18 protein-coding genes are annotated in these 18,389 nt (G+C 63.4%); 6 read left to right on the top strand and 12 right to left on the bottom strand.

Translation table 11 applies throughout. From position 1 onward, the window contains the following. Positions 1-125: 125 nt before the first annotated feature. The 3 genes from AB0M45_RS15950 to AB0M45_RS15940 are packed head-to-tail and all read right to left on the bottom strand — an operon-like array spanning position 126 to position 4,890. Positions 126-1,397, bottom strand: coding sequence for an ABC transporter substrate-binding protein (locus tag AB0M45_RS15950; RefSeq protein ID WP_364328645.1), 1,272 nt, complete (start codon positions 1,395-1,397; stop codon positions 126-128). 32 nt (positions 1,398-1,429) lie between these two features. Further along, complete coding sequence (locus AB0M45_RS15945; RefSeq protein WP_364328642.1) at positions 1,430-2,209, bottom strand: ABC transporter ATP-binding protein; 780 nt, start codon at positions 2,207-2,209, stop codon at positions 1,430-1,432. Continuing rightward, entirely contained in the window at positions 2,206-4,890 is a 2,685-nt protein-coding gene (locus tag AB0M45_RS15940; protein ID WP_364328639.1) for a branched-chain amino acid ABC transporter permease/ATP-binding protein, read from the bottom strand. Before AB0M45_RS15940 ends, AB0M45_RS15945 begins: the two co-directional genes overlap by 4 nt. Before the next feature lie 727 nt (positions 4,891-5,617). Between AB0M45_RS15940 and AB0M45_RS15935 the strand changes: the two genes are divergently transcribed. The 3 genes from AB0M45_RS15935 to AB0M45_RS15925 are packed head-to-tail and all read left to right on the top strand — an operon-like array spanning position 5,618 to position 7,858. After that, positions 5,618-6,748, top strand: a complete 1,131-nt coding sequence (locus AB0M45_RS15935) for a hypothetical protein (RefSeq protein ID WP_364328636.1) — start codon at positions 5,618-5,620, stop codon at positions 6,746-6,748. Next, on the top strand, positions 6,732-7,394 hold the full coding sequence (locus AB0M45_RS15930; RefSeq protein WP_364328633.1) for a hypothetical protein: 663 nt from the start codon (positions 6,732-6,734) through the stop codon (positions 7,392-7,394). The genes AB0M45_RS15935 and AB0M45_RS15930 overlap by 17 nt, the downstream gene beginning before the upstream one ends. Next, positions 7,394-7,858 carry a hypothetical protein gene (locus AB0M45_RS15925; RefSeq protein WP_364328630.1) on the top strand — a complete coding sequence of 155 codons (465 nt, stop codon included), beginning with the start codon at positions 7,394-7,396 and terminating at the stop codon, positions 7,856-7,858. Before AB0M45_RS15930 ends, AB0M45_RS15925 begins: the two co-directional genes overlap by 1 nt. Positions 7,859-7,945: 87 nt before the next feature. On the opposite strand, the gene AB0M45_RS15920 is transcribed toward AB0M45_RS15925, so the two are convergent. From AB0M45_RS15920 to AB0M45_RS15905, 4 genes are read right to left on the bottom strand one after another with little or no spacing between them, the layout of a single operon-like run. Further along, entirely contained in the window at positions 7,946-8,362 is a 417-nt protein-coding gene (locus AB0M45_RS15920) for a hypothetical protein (RefSeq protein WP_364328627.1), read from the bottom strand. Beyond that, positions 8,359-9,735, bottom strand: coding sequence for a hypothetical protein (locus AB0M45_RS15915; RefSeq protein WP_364328625.1), 1,377 nt, complete (start codon positions 9,733-9,735; stop codon positions 8,359-8,361). The genes AB0M45_RS15920 and AB0M45_RS15915 overlap by 4 nt, the downstream gene beginning before the upstream one ends. Positions 9,736-9,739: 4 nt before the next feature. Beyond that, positions 9,740-10,036, bottom strand: a complete 297-nt coding sequence (locus tag AB0M45_RS15910; protein ID WP_364328622.1) for a WXG100 family type VII secretion target — start codon at positions 10,034-10,036, stop codon at positions 9,740-9,742. After that, positions 10,033-10,374 (bottom strand): WXG100 family type VII secretion target, encoded by a 342-nt coding sequence (locus AB0M45_RS15905; protein WP_364328619.1) that lies wholly within the window; start codon positions 10,372-10,374, stop codon positions 10,033-10,035. The genes AB0M45_RS15910 and AB0M45_RS15905 overlap by 4 nt, the downstream gene beginning before the upstream one ends. 266 nt (positions 10,375-10,640) lie before the next feature. On the opposite strand from AB0M45_RS15905, the gene AB0M45_RS15900 reads away from it, so the two are divergent. Beyond that, a complete protein-coding gene (locus AB0M45_RS15900) occupies positions 10,641-12,185 on the top strand; it encodes a CBS domain-containing protein (protein WP_364328616.1) in 1,545 nt (514 codons plus the stop codon). Positions 12,186-12,229: 44 nt separating this feature from the next. On the opposite strand, the gene AB0M45_RS15895 is transcribed toward AB0M45_RS15900, so the two are convergent. The 5 genes from AB0M45_RS15895 to AB0M45_RS15875 form a co-directional block, all read right to left on the bottom strand. Next, entirely contained in the window at positions 12,230-12,508 is a 279-nt protein-coding gene (locus AB0M45_RS15895) for a hypothetical protein (protein WP_364328613.1), read from the bottom strand. Beyond that, positions 12,486-12,659, bottom strand: coding sequence for a PIN domain-containing protein (locus AB0M45_RS15890; RefSeq protein WP_364328610.1), 174 nt, complete (start codon positions 12,657-12,659; stop codon positions 12,486-12,488). Before AB0M45_RS15890 ends, AB0M45_RS15895 begins: the two co-directional genes overlap by 23 nt. After that, the gene (locus AB0M45_RS15885; RefSeq protein ID WP_364328607.1) at positions 12,659-13,135 is read right to left on the bottom strand and encodes an excisionase family DNA-binding protein; all 477 of its coding nucleotides are present in this window, start codon (positions 13,133-13,135) and stop codon (positions 12,659-12,661) included. Before AB0M45_RS15885 ends, AB0M45_RS15890 begins: the two co-directional genes overlap by 1 nt. A 97-nt stretch (positions 13,136-13,232) precedes the next feature. After that, complete coding sequence (locus AB0M45_RS15880) at positions 13,233-15,053, bottom strand: NERD domain-containing protein (RefSeq protein ID WP_364328604.1); 1,821 nt, start codon at positions 15,051-15,053, stop codon at positions 13,233-13,235. Positions 15,054-15,320: 267 nt separating this feature from the next. After that, entirely contained in the window at positions 15,321-15,953 is a 633-nt protein-coding gene (locus tag AB0M45_RS15875; RefSeq protein WP_364328601.1) for a TetR/AcrR family transcriptional regulator, read from the bottom strand. A gap of 70 nt (positions 15,954-16,023) precedes the next feature. Between AB0M45_RS15875 and AB0M45_RS15870 the strand changes: the two genes are divergently transcribed. Both AB0M45_RS15870 and AB0M45_RS15865 read left to right on the top strand, forming a co-directional pair. Continuing rightward, positions 16,024-17,553: an NAD(P)/FAD-dependent oxidoreductase gene (locus tag AB0M45_RS15870; RefSeq protein WP_364328598.1), complete on the top strand. Its 1,530-nt coding sequence runs from the start codon at positions 16,024-16,026 to the stop codon at positions 17,551-17,553. After that, positions 17,550-18,380 (top strand): SDR family oxidoreductase, encoded by an 831-nt coding sequence (locus AB0M45_RS15865; RefSeq protein ID WP_364328595.1) that lies wholly within the window; start codon positions 17,550-17,552, stop codon positions 18,378-18,380. The genes AB0M45_RS15870 and AB0M45_RS15865 overlap by 4 nt, the downstream gene beginning before the upstream one ends. Positions 18,381-18,389: the final 9 nt, after the last annotated feature.

The raw sequence follows: 18,389 nt of genomic DNA, 5'->3' as shown, positions 1-18,389 counted from the left end.
CCGCGAATCCAACCCGTCATCACCGCGCCCCACGCCATCCGAGCCGCTCTACAACTCCGGTATGGGCATCCAGAAATGTCGTCCAGGCCCCGGCCTGAAAGCCGGGGCCTGGCCAGTTCCGACGATCAGGACGGCGCGAGCGCTTTCATCAACGCAGCGGCAGTAGGCTCGTCGATGCACGTCGGCTTACCACCGTTATCGGAGTGGAATGCACCGCCTTTGGTGTTTCCGGTGAAATAGCACAACGGGAACGCCGGTCTGCCTTCCGGGAAGGTCAGCGGCGGAGCGAGACCGTCGAGAGTCTCGTCGCGCAGTGTCCGCAGCCCCTTGACCACATCCGCGCTCGTCGAAGACGGAGAGAGGTTGGCGGCTTTAGCCGCAGCCAGGAACAGCTGCCCGCCTGCCCACGGCCACAGCAGCGGTGAGCTGAAGTCCGCACTGTCCCGAAGCCCGGGAATGTATTTCTCGAGGGCGTCATTGAAGTCCTTGACAGCCGCGATCGATTCGTCGGTGTACAGCGCATTGGAGCCCGCGAAGATGCTGCCCTCGAAGTTCGGGTCCTTCGCCCACCCCTTCTGGAGGGCCGTGCCAAGAGGAGCCTGCACCGGTTTGTAACCTTGTTGCGCGCACGATGCCGCGATACGCGAGATCGCCTCGACCGAGACAGCGGAGAAGAGGGCGTCGACACCCTTGTCCTTGAATGCCAGGCAGGGAGCGATGTAGTTCGGCGCGGCGATCGCGACTTTCTCCGCCGCGAACCCCAGACCGGCCTGTTTCGCCATCGGATCGAGCATCTGCGGCAACTGCTCGCAGACCGGGATCTCAGCGCAATAGAAGACGCCGAGGGTCTTCGCGCCCGCCTTCTTGGCCTGGGCGACCTCCCCCAGCATCAGCACCGGCAGCGTGGTGCCAGAGGCGAAGAAGTTCGGATCGGTGATGAACGGGGCGTCGACCGGCTGTCCGCCGATGACCGGAATGCCCTTACTGGTGACGTAGCTTTGCCAGCTCGAACTCACCAGGCTGGTTTGGCCGACGATGGCGACCACCTTGTCCTGTTCCACCAGCTTCTTCGCGACGGCCAGCGCCGTGGTCGGATTCTGCTCGTCGTCATAGGAGATGACCTTGACCGGGTGCCCATTGATTCCACCACGATCGTTGACCCACGACGCCCACGACTGCAGCACGTCGCCGGCGCGTCCCACCGATCCGGCGGCCGGGCCGGTGCAGCTGCAGATCGATCCGATGAGAATCGGATCGCTCGTGAGCCCGCCGTCGGACACCTTTACCGGGCCGATGGATGTGGACCCGTCGTTCGTCGAATCGGCGGAACACGACGTGAGCGCGAGCGCTGCCGCCAGCACCGGCGCCACGCACCACAGAAACCTTCTCTTCTTCATTGCTCCACTCCTCTGTGGATACCGAATATTCGCTACGCCCATGGCCCGGCAACAGCTCCGGGTGGTGGGTGTCCCGCCGGCGATGCCGGCAAGTCTGTGCGGTCCCCGTCCATCCCGAGATAGCTCCGCAGCACGGCATCTCGGTCGATATCCGCGGTGGGTCCGGCGAACGCGACCGTTCCGCGGCTGAGCAACACCACGTGGTCGGCCATCGTCAGGGCGTGGTCGACGTACTGCTCGACCAACACGATCGCCGCGCCGGTGGTACGCAATTCGCGCAGCGCCGTGAAGATCTGATCCACAACCAGCGGCGCCAGGCCCATGGAAACCTCGTCGAGCAGGACAACCGCCGGATCGGCCAGCCACGCGCGCGCCAGCGCCAGCATCTGCTGTTGCCCGCCGGACAACGAGCCTGCCCGCTGGTCGAGCTTCCCTCGCAGCGCCGGGAAGACATCGAGAGCCTCGTCGGCGCCACCTCGGTGCCACGGAGGTGCCAGCAAGCGAAGGTTCTCCCGGACCGTCAAGTCCGCGAACACCCCTCGGTCCTCGGGGATCAAGCACAGGCCCGCGCGGGAACGGCGTGCAGGGCGGGCGCGGGTCAGGTCGGCCCCGCCGATCGACACAGTCCCCGATCGAGCCCGGAGTAGCCCCGAGGCCACCCGCAGCAGCGTCGACTTTCCGGCGCCGTTCGGCCCGAGCAACGTCACGACCGACCGAGGTGGAACCGCCAAGTCGACGTTGTGAAGCACGATCGTGGAGCCGTAACCTGCCGTGATCGAGCGCAATTCGAATACGAAATCGGAGCGGGTCATGCTACGGGTTCCTCCAGCCGGCGTTCGTCGGTGTCCGGCTCGCCGAGGTAGGCGTGCTGCACCACCTCGGAAGCCCGGACCTGCGCCGGGGAGCCCCGGAATATCAGGTGACCGAAGTCGAGTACGAAGATCTCGTCGGAAATTTCGAGCACCAGCGACATGTCATGCTCGACCAGGATGATTCCGACGCCGCGTGCGGCGACGGCATGGCGCAGAATCTGCCCGAAGCGTGCGGTCTCCGAACGATCGAGGCCCGCGCTCGGCTCGTCGAGCAACAGGATCCGATACGGCCCGGCAAGACATCGGGCGAGTTCGACCAGTCTTCGCTGCCCAGTGGACAGTGCGCCGACACGAGAATGCGCGATCGATTCGATACCGCACAACGCCATGGCGGAAGCCGCCGCGGTGCGCGTCTTGCGGTAGTGCTCGGGAGCCGCGACCAATTGGGCCAGTGGATTCGCCCCGGCAAGTGGGCCTTCGGCTCCTATCGCGACGTTCTCGGCGACAGTAAGGGAATCGAACAGCTCTGTCCGCTGAAACGTTCGCCCGATGCCGAGCCGCGCCCGGTGTGCGGTTGACGCTCGGCTGATCACCCGGTTCTGCAGTCGCACCTCGCCATCGGCCTGGACAAGCCCGGTGCAGGCATCGAACGTGGTGGTCTTGCCCGCCCCGTTAGGGCCGATGAGTCCGACGATCCGCCCGGTGCGCGCCTCGAACGAGAAGCCATCGACGGCCACCACACCGCCGAAGCGAACCGAAAGATCGCGAACCGCCAGCTCCGTCGCGGGCTGCGCGGTGGACGTTTCCGCCGCGACGACCGCCGATGACCGGTCGCGGCGAAACGCGCTGTCCAGCCAGGACCGGATCGGTCCGGGAACCTCCAGGCGGCTCGCGGTGGCGGCACGAAGCACTACCAGGACGCCGAAGACGACCTGAAGCCACTGCGACATCCCGGCGACCGCGACATAGGACGGCACCAGGACCAGCGCCGCCGCGGCCAGCAGCGAATACCACGGCTCCCGGCCCACCACGATGACGATGACAGCGAAGTAGGTGACCGACAGCAGCGGCTGGTAATCGATCGCGGAGGCGGTGGTGCGGGCCATTCCGGCGAGTGCGCCACCCAACGCCGCGAGGAATGCCGAAACGCAGAAGACGAGAACGCGCGTGACTTCGATCGTGACACCGTTGGTTCGCAACGCGGTCGGCGATTCCGCCAGACCCCGGAGCAATCGTCCGAGCCTGCTCTTGTCCAGCGCCACTACCAGCAGGGTGCCCACCGTGGCCAGCACCAGCACGAGCCGGTAGAACGCCGGGTCGGTGTCGAGCCCGAATACGCCGGGGCGCGGCATTTTCAGGCCGAGACCACTCGTGCCGAACATATAGGGCTGGGAGTAGAACATCACTTGTAGCACCACGCCGAATCCGAAGGTCGCCAACGCCAGATACAGGCCGCTGAGGCGAATGGCTGGAATCGACAACACCGCCCCGATCGGCACGACCACGAGTCCGCACCCGATGAGCGCGAGCGGCCACGGCATCCCCCAATCGACGGCGAAGTGCGAGAACGCGCAGGCGCCGATCGCGGTGAACGCCACGTGGCACAGCGAGACTTGCCCAGACGTACGGACCAGCAGGCCGAGCGACAGGAAGACGAGCGTCATCGCAAGGACCGCAGTCCAATCCGTCAGGTGGATCCCTGCGAACGACGGAACCAGCGCGAGCACCACCAACACGGCTGCCGCGCCAGCGGATTGCAACGCCGGCGGAGCAGTCCAGCCGGATCGGATCCGCCGGACCGCCCGGTCGCGGTCCGACAGGTAGCGACGCGGCATGACCAGCAACACGAGGAACAACGCCAAGAACGGCAATGCGGCGGGAACCCCCGCGGCCAGCCCCGTGGTGAAGTAGCGAGTGGCCAGCGCGGCGAGCACACCGATGAGCAATCCACCGCCGAAACTCCACGGCAGACTGGTGAATCGGCCGATAGCCGCCGCTCCGAATGCCTGGACGACCAGCAACGTCAGCTGCATGGGATCGAGCGGAATCAACGGCGCGAACAGCACCCCGGACAGCGACGCCAAACCCGTGCCGACACACCAGGCCCATCGTCGGGTGCTCACCGGGCTGGTTCCGGCCAGGTCCAGCAACGGCGCATTCCCGACGACCGCTCGCATTGCGATACCACGTCGGGTGAACCGCAGCGCGGCCGACAACGCGGCGGTCGCGAGCACCGCGACGCAGAACGTGGTGACATCCGACCACTGCACCTGCACACCGAAGGCGGCGAATCCGCCCTGCGGCAGGAAGACCGGCACGATGCGCGTCGTCGTCCGCCCGTAGAACAGCGTCACCCCCGCCTCGACAACCAGCAGAATGCCGACCGTCGCAGCGATCCGCAATTCCACTGTCGCCCGGTCGACGACACGGGCCAGCAACTCCAGCGCCAACCCCAAGGCCGGACCGACGCCGAGAACACACACCGCGGCGGCGAGCTGCCAGGCGACGCCATTGACGACGTGCAATGAGTAGAACGCGTACGCCGACACCGTAGCCATGGCACCGTGGGCGAAGTTGAAAACTCCCGACGTCTTGTAGGTGAGCACCAAACCCACCGCGGCCAGCCCATAGACCGAGCCGGATACGATTCCCGCGATCACGAACGGCAAGAGATCTGCCACGATGTACTCCAATTTTCCCTGATCACCGACACTGCGAGACCGTGCGGATGCGTCGGCGCGGTCGTGCCCGACATGGTCGGCTGCTGATCGAGCGATCACCCGCACGGAAAAGGGCGTCAGCGCTCTTTGGTATAAATGGTTCTGTCGGTGAACAACTGGACGATTGACTCGGTCATGCCGTCTCCGGGGATTCGATGGAACAGATGACACGCACTGGGGTGAACGCGTGCCAGCCAGTGTTGATCGTTGTCCAGCGCCACACCATGCAATCCCGTAGCTTCTGCCTCGCAACCGAATCCGACGGCACCAAAACGTAAGCCGGACGGCGAGGCCGATGGTTCAGCCGCCGAGTTCAGCTATCAGCCGAGCGGCCAACCGCGTGACCTCGTCCAGATCGAGATCGCCGATCCCAGGGTCGCGGCGTGTCCGTGGCAGAGCTGGAGACCAGCGGCTCCCCACCGCCGATCAGTTCAGGTCCGCCCCGCCCATGGCGGCGGTAACTGAACACCGACCGGTGAGTCGAGGAGCTAAACTGATCACGAACACCACTGTGGGCCATGGGGATCGAGCCTTGCTCCCTTCGGCCCGGCGCGCGGTGCGTACACTTGACATGAAATAAGTGGGGGGACAATGCTAATCGTGCGTTGCAGCGTCCGGCACCTTCCTGGCGGGGACCGATCGATAGCTCGAACCAATGCCCGCCCTGCCTGGGTGCCCCGGAGGCGGCATGGATAACTTCACGGCCGACTTGTCCAGCCTCGCGGGCTTCAAGCTGGATTTGCAGGACCTCGGGACAAATTTTTCCTCGAACGCCTCACGCCTGCTATCAGCCATGTCGCTTCCCACCGGGTCGGCCGGACTCATGGCTACTCTCGCATCGTCGTTGGCGAAGTTTCACAGTGCCATATCCGTAGCGCAGCAACGTGATCTAACGGCTCTCGGTACCCTGGGTACCAATCTTGCCACCGCGGAAACCAGGTACCGAGCGAGCGACGATACGTCCGCGAACGCGCTTTCAGCGGCATCGGCGAACACTTTCGGAGACCAGGGCGTATCCGGTCGATCAGACGATTTCCAAGGCGTCAGCCGCTTCACAGGGTTGCAGCAGCCCAACCTGCCTGAGGTTCAGGAAAATCAGTACGCTGTCCGCCAGGTGGTTACCGCCGGTATCGAGTTGATCTCGCCATACGATGAACCGTTGAGCCAAACGATCGGCATCAAGCCCGCAGCGGACTACCTTTCCCCGCTGGTGGCGGACTGGGAAGCGCTGCAAGCCATCGGCAAGCGGATCGGCTTGCTCGGAATAAACGACTATGTGGCCTCAGAAAATCTGTCCAGCGGAACGAGATGGCTGCAAGGCAAGTGGTCCGGGGACGCTGCCCAGGCCTTCGGCGCAATCGCGGGCAGCCTCGGACAATCGGTGGCCGGGCGCAGCTCCGATCTGGAGGCGGTGTCGAAGATCGTTGAGAACGGCGCGGCCTGTCTCGAGCGACTCGTATACAACCAGGCTATGGGGCTCAGCGGAGGACTTGCGCAGTCGATGCAATTCCTCGGTTTTACGCTCCCGCTGGGAGTGTGGGCGCAACTGATAAATAAACCCATGCAGGCCTCTATGGAGTCCGAGATAGTATCAGCGGTCGATACGCTGAAGAAATCAGCGGAGTCCAGACGGAATGCGATCACGACAATTATCGAACGAATGTCCCAGGCATTGGATTACACGCCCGGGCGAGCAGTCCCGTCGTTCAATACGAGTGAATTCGAGGTTCCAGCCAAGGTGGTTGTCGATTTGGGTGTCACACGATATGGATTCGGCAACAATGTGTGGTGGGAGAGCAGCATTGCATCCGCCACCTGATCCGCCGATTCCGTCGAGCCATCCAAAATTCGGATCGGATACGAGCGTTCTGAACAGATCGGAAGCAGGGCTGATCAGTGCAACTACGGCGCCAGCCGTACTTGCTTATTTCGACAGCAAGGGGTACGAATTTGCGGCAGATATCTTCGGAGCATACCTGGGCAACAACGGCCCCGACTACGAGTATATAATCAATACACGATACGTCGAGAAAGTTGTCAAGACGCGGGCGGTCGCCGGAAAGGCCCAGGAGCAGCTGGATTTCATTAAGAGGGAAGCCAAGCGAAACGCAGATCGGGTCGGAGTGTGGCAAGAGATCACATCATCTTGGGAGCCGGTCCGGGTAACGGATGACTCTGATGTAACATTGGCGCTCGGAGATTTCTCGGTTGCGGTCGGAAGCGACGTCAAGGTGCAATCCGCCGAGGGCCAGCCGCTTTTTGCGGAGATACGGTACCGTATATACATCTATGACCTATACGATTTCGACAAGTCGGCGGAATGGTCAGGAGACATCGAACTATCTGTCAAGAAGGGTCTCAATCACGATATGAGGCAATTGGAGGAAGCTGGCTGGGCGCGCAGTTTCAAAGCCCGTGGCGACACTCAATTCCTCGGGGGATACACGTGGTCTGGAGCGATTTGATGACGGCGATCCGAGCCCGTAGTCGCATGCAAATTAGCGGGATATCGATGCTGGCGGCCCTTCTCGTTCTCACTGGCTGTGGCACGTCCGACTCCGACCCGTTGGACGATATGAGCAAGTGCGGAAATATACATTTCCCGGATAACGCGCGCGTGGTTGCGCACCGCAGTGAAGAGCTGTTCGGCGGAGATCGAGTGGCAGAGGCTGTCGTCGACCTCCCGCGCGGCGAGCTGGACTCCTTCAAGACGCTGTCCCATCTCGGTCAATTCGAGGCGGGAGCAGTGCCTAGCTACTGGAAGGAATTCTACTGGCAGAATATGCGGGACAGCGGTGTAGCAGATGCACTCCAGGACGACGCCAGAAATGAATATTTCAAGGAGTCCGATGGGAATTCCGGGCGATGGTTGGTAGTTCACGATCTCGGTGCAGACAAGACCCGGATCTTCGCTCGCGCGTCATGTTGATAGACACCTGTGCCGATATACCGATACGGCCGAAAATCGATGCCAATCCGCGGCGAGCTCATCGCATAGACTGTGGCGGATTCATGTTCAATGCCGGACACGTCGAGGTGTATCGGCCCAGGGATCGCCGTATTTGTCGTAGGGATTGCCAAGTTCCACTAGCCGCTGCTCACCCCTCTCCACGAGATCGGCCCGGAACACCTCGTTGGATCCGATCTCGCTTTCGGGGATATCCAGATATCCGCTGACGTTGTTGTATCCGTGAGCAACACGTTGCAGCGCTTCGTCGATCGGAACATCCCATGACTCCCACGATCGCCCACCGCCGGGGAATGCCCCGAACCGGATATACCCCTTGATTGCAAGCTCCCGGATAATGTCCAGGACGTTCGCCCGCGAATAGTTTTCCGGGGTAATCTTCGCTACCATTCCATCGAAGGTGGCGATTGCAGCCCAATCATCGGACAACTCGTACAGAAGGAAGTGCTCAAGTTTCTCGTTCATCGCTTCGGTATATGCACTTTCACTGGTTCAGGATTTCCGGGATACTTGATGTCGATCGTAACACCACCTGACTTACTTCCGTCTCTGATCCGTATCTCAGTACCGTCAGGAAGCCGACTACCTTGTCCAGGGTAGGTACCGACATCCATCGGTTCACCTTTTCGCGTCAATTCTTCGTAAAGTTGACGAATTTCTTCACCAGTTTCCACCTGCCGGTGTGGTTCAGTCTTGCCAGGTTGCGTACGGGAATTGACGAGAGATTCAACCTCTGCGGCGCGGCTCGGCGCACCGGCGCCGGGTGTACCGCCTGAATCCTCCGATTTCGTTTGCTCGTCATTATCGACGAAAACCCGCATCTGCATGATAGCGGCGAGTTTCGCCGTTATGACTGTTAGATCGTGTGGAACCGCCTGGAACGCCGCGTAGGCCGCGGTTACACCGAGAATGGTGAACAGGCGGCTCGCCGTTATCGCGTTGCGGATGGCGAGGGCAGCGCGGGTGACCGCAGCAGCGAATGCAGCGGCACCGGCCGCTCCTTCGGCTTCAGCCGGACCCGCAGACGCGAGGCCTGCTGTCGCGACCATTGTGATACCGATGACGACCGCAGTGACGGTGACAGTGAGTGCGAGTTCGCGTTTGAGATCACCCGGTTTGGTATCAACGTCACTGCGAGCCTGACCGAGCGCAACCTGGTGGGCACCGACTGGTTGAGCGATTGCCGTGGAGTTCTCGGCGAGTTGCATCGCGCCGGTGTGCAGTGTGTGGAGGTGCCCTTGCATTTCGGTTATTTCGTCCGACTGCAGGTGGTCGAACAACGCCGAGATCGCCTTGACTCGCCCAGCCGCGCCGGTGACGTGTGCATCGTTGGCGTAGGTGTTCCAGGCGGTGGCGGCAGTGGAAAGTTTGTCAGCGTGCCCGTCCGGAAGTTTCATACCAACTTGCTCGAGCAGCCGGGGAACGTTCGTCTCGAGACCTGGTCCGTTGCTACCGGCGGACCGAATCACGGGCAACACAGTCTGCACCGGCCGCGACACCGGCACAGGTGCCGTTGGCGCCGGCCCTTTGTCCGCAGCCTTATTCGCCCGCCAGTTGGCGAGTGCGTGGTTGTATCCGCTGGCGTTCAGGACGTCACCGAACTTGAACATCGCCGCGGCGAACGTGTCTGCCGCCCGGACCAACTCACCTGTATGTTTGTCGTAGTCAGCAGCCCACTGGGCGACCCCGTCGTAGTGACCGGCCATGCCTCCGAGCCCCGCAAGCTTGCCACGCAAGGATTGCGCCGTCGTCTCGGCATCATGGGCGAGTTCGTGACACTTTCGGGCCGCGTCGTAGTAGACCTGTGGATCTACCCGGATCTGCTGAGGCGGGGCCACGGCCTCAGCTCCGCATCATTTTCAGGTTCGTGTCGACAGCGGCAATGTAGTGGCCGTGGGCGGCTTTCGCCGCATCACTCATGTCACGAATGCCCTCGGCGAACTCCCGTGCCCCAGTAACCCACTGCTGGTGTGCATCCGAATATCCCCGGGAAGCAACACCTTCCCAGCCTGAACCCTGCAACGTCGCGACGCGGTCATCGATCTCGTCGAGATGATCTGCGATGAACCCAGCCAAACCCGTCAGGCGGGTGATGATCTGCTCGAGCTGGCCCAAATCGACTGCAAAAGGGCTAGTCACGGCAGATCCAAACTGGAACCCGACAAACCATCGGCGTTCGTCTGGTCCCGGCGCTCGTACGTGTCGGCGGTAACCCCGAGCTTCTCGGCCAGGCCAGCCAGTGCAGTCATGATCTGCGATCCGCCGTCGCGCACTTCGCTCCACCCCGCAGCGAACCCAGCCGATGCATCGCCTGTCCATCCGCTCGTCGTGAGCGCGTCGACCTCCCGAGCGACGGAATCCAAAGCGCCCTTGAGCATATCCGCGATTCCGTACACGTAGTTGCCGACGTCACGAACCTGATCGGGAGCAACTGAGAGGCTCTGGCTAGAGCTAGGCATCCCCCCTGGAGTACTCATGTCACGACACCCTACGGTAGATGGTGCACTCGGGTCCACGCCCGGACGGCGACCGCCAGATGCGCCGTAACCCCGGCGTGGACGTTCATTGCTGCATCTCGGTTGTAGCGCGACCCGCCAGCGGGTACCACCGCACCCCGCCCCACGGTACTCGCGGCCGCGATCACATCTTGCCCATCGACCCAGCCGAATGCAAAGCGCAGAGCCAACATCTGCGGTATGACAGACGGGTTCGATGAGCTGCATTGGGAGGGAGAGGCGAGCTCATGTCCGATGACGCGCAGCGCGTGAGGGAACGACAGGCTTGGTTGATCCGCGCGGGACGAAGTGGAGAACGCGAGAGCCGGGCACTACAGGAAGGTCTCGCTATCCTGGGGTGGGCCGAGGTAGGCGACCTCAGCCAGTACCGAACGTGGCATGAGCTCAAATTCGCTCTTCAACAAGCATACCCGGATGCCGGCCGCGCAGTGATCGGCAACTGGACCGGGCAGTTGTGGAAGTTCGAGACCGAGATTCAGTATGGCGACCTAGTGGTCATGCCGCTCAAAACGCGGCCGGGATACCTGGCAGTCGGCGGGGTCAGCGGGCCGTATGAGTATCGAGACGACGAGCCGAAGGATTTTCGGCAAGTACGAAAAGTCGACTGGCTCCGCACCGACATATCGTGGGATGCGGTCCGGCCTGATCTGAAGGCCAGTCTCGGCTCTCTACTGACAGTTTGCGGCCTCACCCGACACAACGCCGCCGCACGCATTGAGCATTTGGCGCTCTACGGTACCGATCCCGGCTTCGACGGCGACGAGGAAGCCACCAGCTCGACCGAGCTGCTGGACGACGCCGTGTCCAGGGACCCGTCGAATCCACGTGAATTGACGATTCGAAGCCTGCTCGAACATTGGGGCGTCGAGCGGCGCACCGCCGCGGTCATCTCCATGATCAAGGCGGATCTCGCGAGCAACGGCCTGACCACCCGCCCCGCGTTCACCGAAGGCGCGTTGAGCGACATCGTTGCGCTTGTGCCGCTCGGAACCGAGCCTGGAATCGCCGAGGTAGCTGGTGCGGTCGAGGATATCGAGAACGTGACCGAGCCCGAGCCGATGTCTCGCCGACTTGGCAGCCTACCCGCGCGGCTGGTGTCCGTGCCGTCATCGGTCGACCTGACGTACGCCAAAACCCTGATGCTGCAACATCAATTCTCTCAGCTCGCCGTTATCGACGAGGACGGAACCTATCACGGTGCGGTCACCTGGGAGTCGATCGGGCAAGCGCACATCGCCAGCGACGATCCGACTCTGGCGCACGCTACGGTACCGGCCCTCGTGGTCGACCATGACGCCCTTCTGCTCGATCAAATCGACGTGATCTACGACAGGGGATTCATCTTCGTCCGCGATCAGGACCGCGTCCGAGTCACCGGCATCCTCACCGCCTCGGATCTCACCCGTCAGTTCGGCACGCTCGCGAGGCCGTTCGTACTCATCGAAGAAGCCGAGAACCGTTTGCGCCGCGCCGCCGACGAACATTTCGATCTCGAGGATCTGACGGACTCGGTAGCCAACCATCAGAAATCCCGGATCAAGGACGCGTCCGATCTCACCTTCGGCAACTACGTCTACCTCCTGCGGGACGCCGACCGCTGGCGCAAGCTCGGCTGGCGACTCGACAGGGCTCAGGTCATCGATCTACTGGAGAGAGTCCGGCATGTGCGCAACGACTTGATGCACTTCGCGACCGATCCATTGTCGGAAGAGAAGTTCGCCGCGGTCACCGGACTCCTGCAATTGCTGCGAACGGCCGAGCCGAACCCGTAACGGCCGGCCAAATGCCGCTGACCAGCCGATATCCAGACGCTCCATCAGTCGAGACGCCGGCGTACCTCGGCGGCGAAGCCGGGTACCCCAGACCGGTCGAGCACGTCGAGTAGACCCTGGATGTGTTTCGGAGGGCGCTTGTGCTCGGCTACTTGCTTGTACAGCAGCCTGGTTACTTGCCCGGGTGCCAGATCCAGCATGTCCAGCAGAAATGCATCAGGGTGCGACAACTCCGGAAAACCGTCGCCGATGGGCCTGACCTTGAAGTCTTTGAGATTGAACGTCAGCAGCCCATCCGCGTTACTCTTCCGCCGAATCGTCACCCTCGCGCCTGGCACAGAGATTGCGGTGCAGCTCGGCCAAGATCTCTGCCGACCACAACGGCTGGATCAGATTCGCCTCTGCCAGACGCAGCACGGTGTCACGCAGGTGGGCCGGATACAAGACGCAAGTGTCGAGGAATACCCGCTGCATCAGTCATGTCGCCTGAGCGGTTCCGAGGAAACATCGTCGTAAAGACCCAATTCTTCGGAAATCCTCGTGAGCTCGGACAACCCAGCGGCACGTTCGGCACGGCGGTACTCCCGGAACGCCAACACGTCGGTCAGACGAACACGACGATGCCGTCCCGGTCGGGTGAACGGAATTTCCCCCGCATCCAGCAGCTTCACCAACGTCGGCCTGCTCATGCCGAGCAATTCGGCAGCTTCCTGCGTCGTCAACGTGGTGTGCAACGGCGCTACCGTGACCGCCTTACCCTCAGCGAGTGCCAGCGCCACGAGACGAAGGCCCTCGAACACTTCAGCAGGCAAAGTCACTACCTCACCCTCAGCCGAACGAAGGACCGCCGCCCCGGAAGACGCAGGCGTAGAGGACAGGAACCGGCGCACCTCAGCGAGTTGATCAGGATGCTCCGGCAGCAGCGTGCGCTCGTTCAACGTCTCGGTCATCGCACCTCCTCGGAGACCCCAGTATGCCCTCCTTTCGAATAAATCGAAAGCCAGGCATGAAGCAGCACCGCTCCGCGGTCTCCGGCAGCCGACGGTGTCAGCATTCGGAGCGGAACGGGAGGCACAGCGGCAGCAGGTCGAATCGAGCCGGAGTTTCGGTGACGGTCGGGGGTGGGGAAACCACCCCGGTGGTTGGTGGGGGCTCGGTGGTCGACGCGGTCAGTGGGCTCTGCGGTACTGCGTCGCCACTCGGGGTGGAGCAGGCGGCGGCCAGCACCCAGATGGTGCCGATGACGAGGGCGATCAAGGCCACGGCCGCGATCTGCTGGGGACGATGGCGGATCGGACGCGGTTGGGCGGTCGGGCGCGTGCGTGGAGGCACGGTGATCATTTGCCGGAGATCGGCGATGCGTGGTCGGCGTTCGACGAGGCGCGGTGCGGTGGGCCGCCGCGGTGGACGCGCTTCGGTCTCCTCGTCGGACAACCATTGCGGCTGGTCCGGCAGAGGTGACGGTGTGGAGCGCGGGCGCAATGGCTGGGCGTCGGACTCGATCCACGACGACCACCGGTCCGTGAATGGTGACGACAACGGGGCTGTTGATTGCGCTGCGGCATCGGGCGTCGCGTCCGACGGCGGGGGTTCCGGTGCTATAGGTTCCGATGCAACGGGTTCTGGCGCATAGGAATCCGGCTCGGCACGTTGCGTCTGTGCGTACTTTTGGGCGAGCAGACCGTCGAAATGATGCGGCCTCGATATCGGTTTCGCCTCATAATCTTCCTGTTCGTCCGCGATATCGGGCGACTGCCGCTCCTCGATCGACGGCGAACTGTGTCCATGGTGACGGTCTTCCAGGCTGGCATCGGCTGTCGCGCCTGAGGCCACAGATTCCGAGACGTCGGACCGTGCCCGCATGTGTGCTGCGGCGAGCGGCGGTGTCGGCCGGTCCGACGCGACCGCCGCCTCGTTTTCCAGCTCACCGCTCTCGGGCAGTTGCATCGAGCCGGATGCGTTGAGTTCCGGTGCTATTGGCACTATGCCCAACCGCTCGAGTGTGGACTCCGACGACGGCGCATCCGCATCATCAGCGACACCGACCGCGTCCGAGTCTTCGGCGGAAGGCGCGCCGTCGATTGCTGTCGGCACCACCTTCGGCTGCTCGAGCGTGGACGACGACGGTACGTCCACGTCAGTCGGCACACCTACCGCGTCCGAGTTGTCCGCGGAGGGCAGCCCTTCGCTCGGTTCTTCGAGTACCACCGCGCCCGACTCGCCACCCACCGTCCGCTCGAGCGGAAAACCGTCCGCCACAAGGTCTTCAATGCTGACCTGATCGGCCAGGTTCAAATCGCCGAGCAGCGTGTGCACGCGCTCGGCGGTCCAGATGAGCTTTCGGCTCGCCGTGCGGTGGAACCAGGCACGCAGCTCGACGGGCGTGTTCCCGAGCACCACCCCGCAACCCTTGCGCCGAGACTCGATGTTCAACGTGACCGTCGATTCCCTAGGCGGCACCACGACGATCAGGCCGTCGACGTAGGCGTCAGGATGATGCTTGCGCACCAGTTCCTTCAGATTGAAGACGTTGTTCGTCACGTGGTCGAACGGGCTGCCATCGTGGTCGCGGTCGTCGATCGGGTCGCCATCGAACCCGGACAGCCGCCAGCGACCGTTGGCCTGCACCGAGAGGACGCCGGTCATGGCTTCCGGCACGGTCCCCTTGACCTCGATCACGATCGCGGCCCGGGGCGTGATCACGACCAGATCGGCTCCCTGCGCCTCGTCCGTGCGATTGCGGACGGGTAGGTAGCATCCCGAGATCGCCAGTCCGACTATGACGTACTGTCCGGTCCAGCTCCGCATCCAGTCGAGCACGCGCTGCTCGGATCGCGGTGCCGTCGTTCGTTCGTTGATGACCAGCATCAGCGGACACCTCCACAAGCGTCCCACACAATCGACTGCTCAACGGTATTCGCCACGTCATCCCGCGGAAATTCGAAAGGCACTGTAAGAGCATGCTATTGGCGGCAGAACGGCATGCCGCGGGGGGCATGCCGACAAGGCTCGGTGACGATCACGATCCCCGGTCAACCGGACAACCTGAGCCGAGCGGCTCCTCTCCGACTCGGGTAGACCTCGGCAACAGGCGACGTGGTGTACAGGGTGAGCCGCGATACGTGCCTGCGCGCCTCAGCTGCGCAGGGCAGCGGACAAAGCCGGGTCCACGGAATACGCTATGGCGATAAGGGATTCGACCAGTAGGTCGATGTGTTGTTCGCGGGAGATGGGTTCCGTCCGCAACCAGGTGAGGGTGGTTTCCTCCACGAACGCGATCCACCCGCGCATGGCGAGCATGAGGCGCGGATGGTCGGCGTCGGAGATCGGGACCGGGACTTCGGCGAGGATGATGCCGATGATGGCGTCGCGGGTCAGGTCGACCAGGGCCGCCAGGTCGGGGCTGACGCTGGTGGGGCCACGCAGCAACGCCAGGTATGAGGTGCGGTTCTCGCTGACGTAGTCGATGTAGCGCTCCATCGAGTCGCGCAGCATCCCGGAAACGCCCAGCGCCCGGTCCGGGGCGACGCGCACGAGCAGTTCGGCGTTGGCGTGGCGCGCGATCGCCAGCAGGAAATCCTGCTTGGTCGGGAAGTAGTGGAACAGCAGGCCGCGGGAGATGCCGGCCTGCGCCGCGATCTCGCTGACGGAGATGTCTTCGATGGCGCGCTCGGCGAGCATCTTCGCGCCCAGGGTGATCAGCTGCTCACGGCGCTCGTCCGGGCTGAGCCGGGTGCGCTTGGCGGTCTCGTCTCGGCTGATGGTCACCGGATCATCCTACTGAACGCTGCTCAATATACTGTTGACTCGTGCTCAATAGCACCGTAGTCTTCATTATATGAGTCGCAAGGTCACAGACAATGCTGTCGCCGGCCGACCCACGCGCCACGCCAGGACGATCATTATCGGCAGCGGGTTCTCGGGTCTGGGTCTGGCCATCCGCCTCGTGAAGGAGGGTCGCAACGACTTCCTCGTGCTGGAGCGCGGCAGCGATGTCGGCGGTACCTGGCGCGACAACACCTACCCTGGCGCGGCCTGCGACGTGCCTTCGCACCTGTACTCGTACTCGTTCGCGCTGAATCCGAACTGGTCTCGGTCGTACTCCCGCCAGCGCGAGATCCAGCAGTACATCCAGGACGTGTCCCAGCGCTTCGACGTGCGCGACAAGCACATCTTCGATTGCGACGTCACCGGCGCCCACTGGAACGACGACACCGCGCTCTGGGAGATCGAGTCGACCCAGGGCAGGTTCACCGCGAACACCGTGGTCTCGGCGGTCGGCGCACTGTGCGAACCCGCGCTGCCCGACATCAAAGGCATCAGCCAGTTCGAGGGCGAGATCTTCCACTCCGCCCGCTGGAACCACGACGTCGACCTCACCGGCAAGCGGGTCGCCATCATCGGCACCGGCGCGTCGGCCATCCAGATCGTGCCCGCGATCGCCCCGAAGGTCGCCCACCTGGACGTCTACCAGCGCACCGCGCCGTGGCTGCTGCCGCGCTTCGACCGCCCCTACACCATGGCCGAGCGGCTCGCCTTCAAGCACCTGCCGGGCTTCCAGCGGCTGTCCCGCGCGGCCATCTACGCCGCCCGCGAGACCCAGGTGGTCGGCCTGGCCAAGGCGCCTGCCCTGATGCAGCTGTTCGAGATGATCGCGAAAGCCAAGTTGCGCTACGAGATTCGCGATCCGAAGCTGCGCGCCAAAGTCACGCCGAACTTCCGGATCGGCTGCAAGCGCATGCTGATCTCCAACGACTACTACCCGGCGCTGTCGCGTCCCAACGTCGACGTGGTCACCGACGGCATCGCCGAGGTACGCCGCAACTCGATCGTCACCAAGGACGGCACCGAGCGCGAGATCGACGCGCTGATCGTGGCGACCGGCTTCCACGTCACCGACTCGCCGACCTACGACACGATCGCCGGCCGCGACGGCCGCACCCTGTCGGAAGTGTTCGACGAGATCGGCCAGCAGGGCTACAAGGGCGCCTCCGTCGCCAACTTCCCCAATATGTTCTTCCTGCTCGGCCCGAACGTCGGCCTCGGGCACACGTCGATGGTGTACATGATCGAATCGCAGATCAACTACATCGCCGACGCGCTGGCCACCGTCGATCGGCTGGACCTGCGTACCGTGGAAGTGCGCCGCGACGTGCAGGATGCCTACAACGCCGGCCTGCAGGCGAAGCTGGCAAGCAGCGTCTGGCTGACCGGCGGGTGCTCGAGCTGGTATCTGGACAAGCACGGCAACAACACCACGCTGTGGCCGGACTTCACCTTCGAATTCCGTCGGCAGACCAGGACATTCGACGTGTCGGCGTACGACATCTCCATTTCCCGATCCGATCTGAAAGCAGTGGCACGGTGAGCAAGGACGCTTACTTCAAGAACAAAGTGTGTGTGATCACCGGGGCGGGCTCCGGGATCGGCCGCGCGCTGGCGGAGAATCTGGCCAGGCGCGGCGCCAAACTGGCGCTGTCCGATATCGACGTCGACGGCTTGGCCGAGACCACGCGCCGCTGTGCGCAGCTGGGCGCCGAGGTCAAGTCCGACCGGCTGAACGTGGTCGAACGCGAGGCGGTGCTGCTCTACGCCGACGCGGTCAAGGCACACTTCGGCACGGTGCACCAGGTCTACAACAACGCGGGCATCGCCCATCACGGCGAGGTGATCCGCTCGGAGTTCAAGGACTTCGAGCGCGTCATGGACGTCGATTTCTGGGGCGTGGTCAACGGCACGAAGGCGTTCCTGCCGATGATCATCGAGTCCGGCGACGGTCACATCGTCAACGTGTCCAGCCTGTTCGGGCTGATCGCGATCCCCGGCCAGAGTGCTTACAACGCGGCGAAGTTCGCGGTGCGCGGCTTTACCGAGTCGCTGCGGCAGGAGATGCTGGTCGCGCGGCATCCGGTCAAGGTCACCTGTGTTCATCCCGGTGGCATCAAGACCGCGGTCGCGCGCAACGCCACCTACGCCGAGGGCATCGACCCCAAGTCGGCCGCGTCGATGTTCGACAAGAAGCTGGCCATCCACACCGCCGACATGGCGGCGCAGACCATCACCGAGGGCGTGCGCAGGGGGCACGGCCGCGTGCTGATCGGCTGGGAGGCCAAGCTGCTGGACCTGTTCGTGCGGGTGACCGCGTCGGGTTACCAGCGCATCGCGGCCAACGTCGAACGCCGCTTCCTGCCCTGACCCCGGATT

It is taken from the genome of Nocardia sp. NPDC051787 (genome assembly GCF_040681325.1).
Classification (GTDB): Bacteria; Actinomycetota; Actinomycetes; order Mycobacteriales; family Mycobacteriaceae; genus Nocardia.
Note: the sequence above shows the minus strand (reverse complement) of the source record. Positions and strands in the feature narration are given on the sequence as shown.

Excerpts from the sequence above, each read along its gene's own strand:
- AB0M45_RS15950 (WP_364328645.1), bottom strand. The coding sequence starts at position 1,397 with ATGAAGAAGAGAAGGTTTCTGTGGTGCGTGGCGCCGGTGCTGGCGGCA.
- AB0M45_RS15945 (WP_364328642.1), bottom strand. The coding sequence starts at position 2,209 with ATGACCCGCTCCGATTTCGTATTCGAATTGCGCTCGATCACGGCAGGT.
- AB0M45_RS15935 (WP_364328636.1), top strand. The coding sequence starts at position 5,618 with ATGGATAACTTCACGGCCGACTTGTCCAGCCTCGCGGGCTTCAAGCTG.
- AB0M45_RS15925 (WP_364328630.1), top strand. The coding sequence starts at position 7,394 with ATGACGGCGATCCGAGCCCGTAGTCGCATGCAAATTAGCGGGATATCG.
- AB0M45_RS15920 (WP_364328627.1), bottom strand. The coding sequence starts at position 8,362 with ATGAACGAGAAACTTGAGCACTTCCTTCTGTACGAGTTGTCCGATGAT.
- AB0M45_RS15905 (WP_364328619.1), bottom strand. The coding sequence starts at position 10,374 with ATGAGTACTCCAGGGGGGATGCCTAGCTCTAGCCAGAGCCTCTCAGTT.
- AB0M45_RS15900 (WP_364328616.1), top strand. The coding sequence starts at position 10,641 with ATGTCCGATGACGCGCAGCGCGTGAGGGAACGACAGGCTTGGTTGATC.
- AB0M45_RS15890 (WP_364328610.1), bottom strand. The coding sequence starts at position 12,659 with ATGCAGCGGGTATTCCTCGACACTTGCGTCTTGTATCCGGCCCACCTG.
- AB0M45_RS15885 (WP_364328607.1), bottom strand. The coding sequence starts at position 13,135 with ATGACCGAGACGTTGAACGAGCGCACGCTGCTGCCGGAGCATCCTGAT.
- AB0M45_RS15880 (WP_364328604.1), bottom strand. The coding sequence starts at position 15,053 with ATGCTGGTCATCAACGAACGAACGACGGCACCGCGATCCGAGCAGCGC.
- AB0M45_RS15870 (WP_364328598.1), top strand. The coding sequence starts at position 16,024 with ATGAGTCGCAAGGTCACAGACAATGCTGTCGCCGGCCGACCCACGCGC.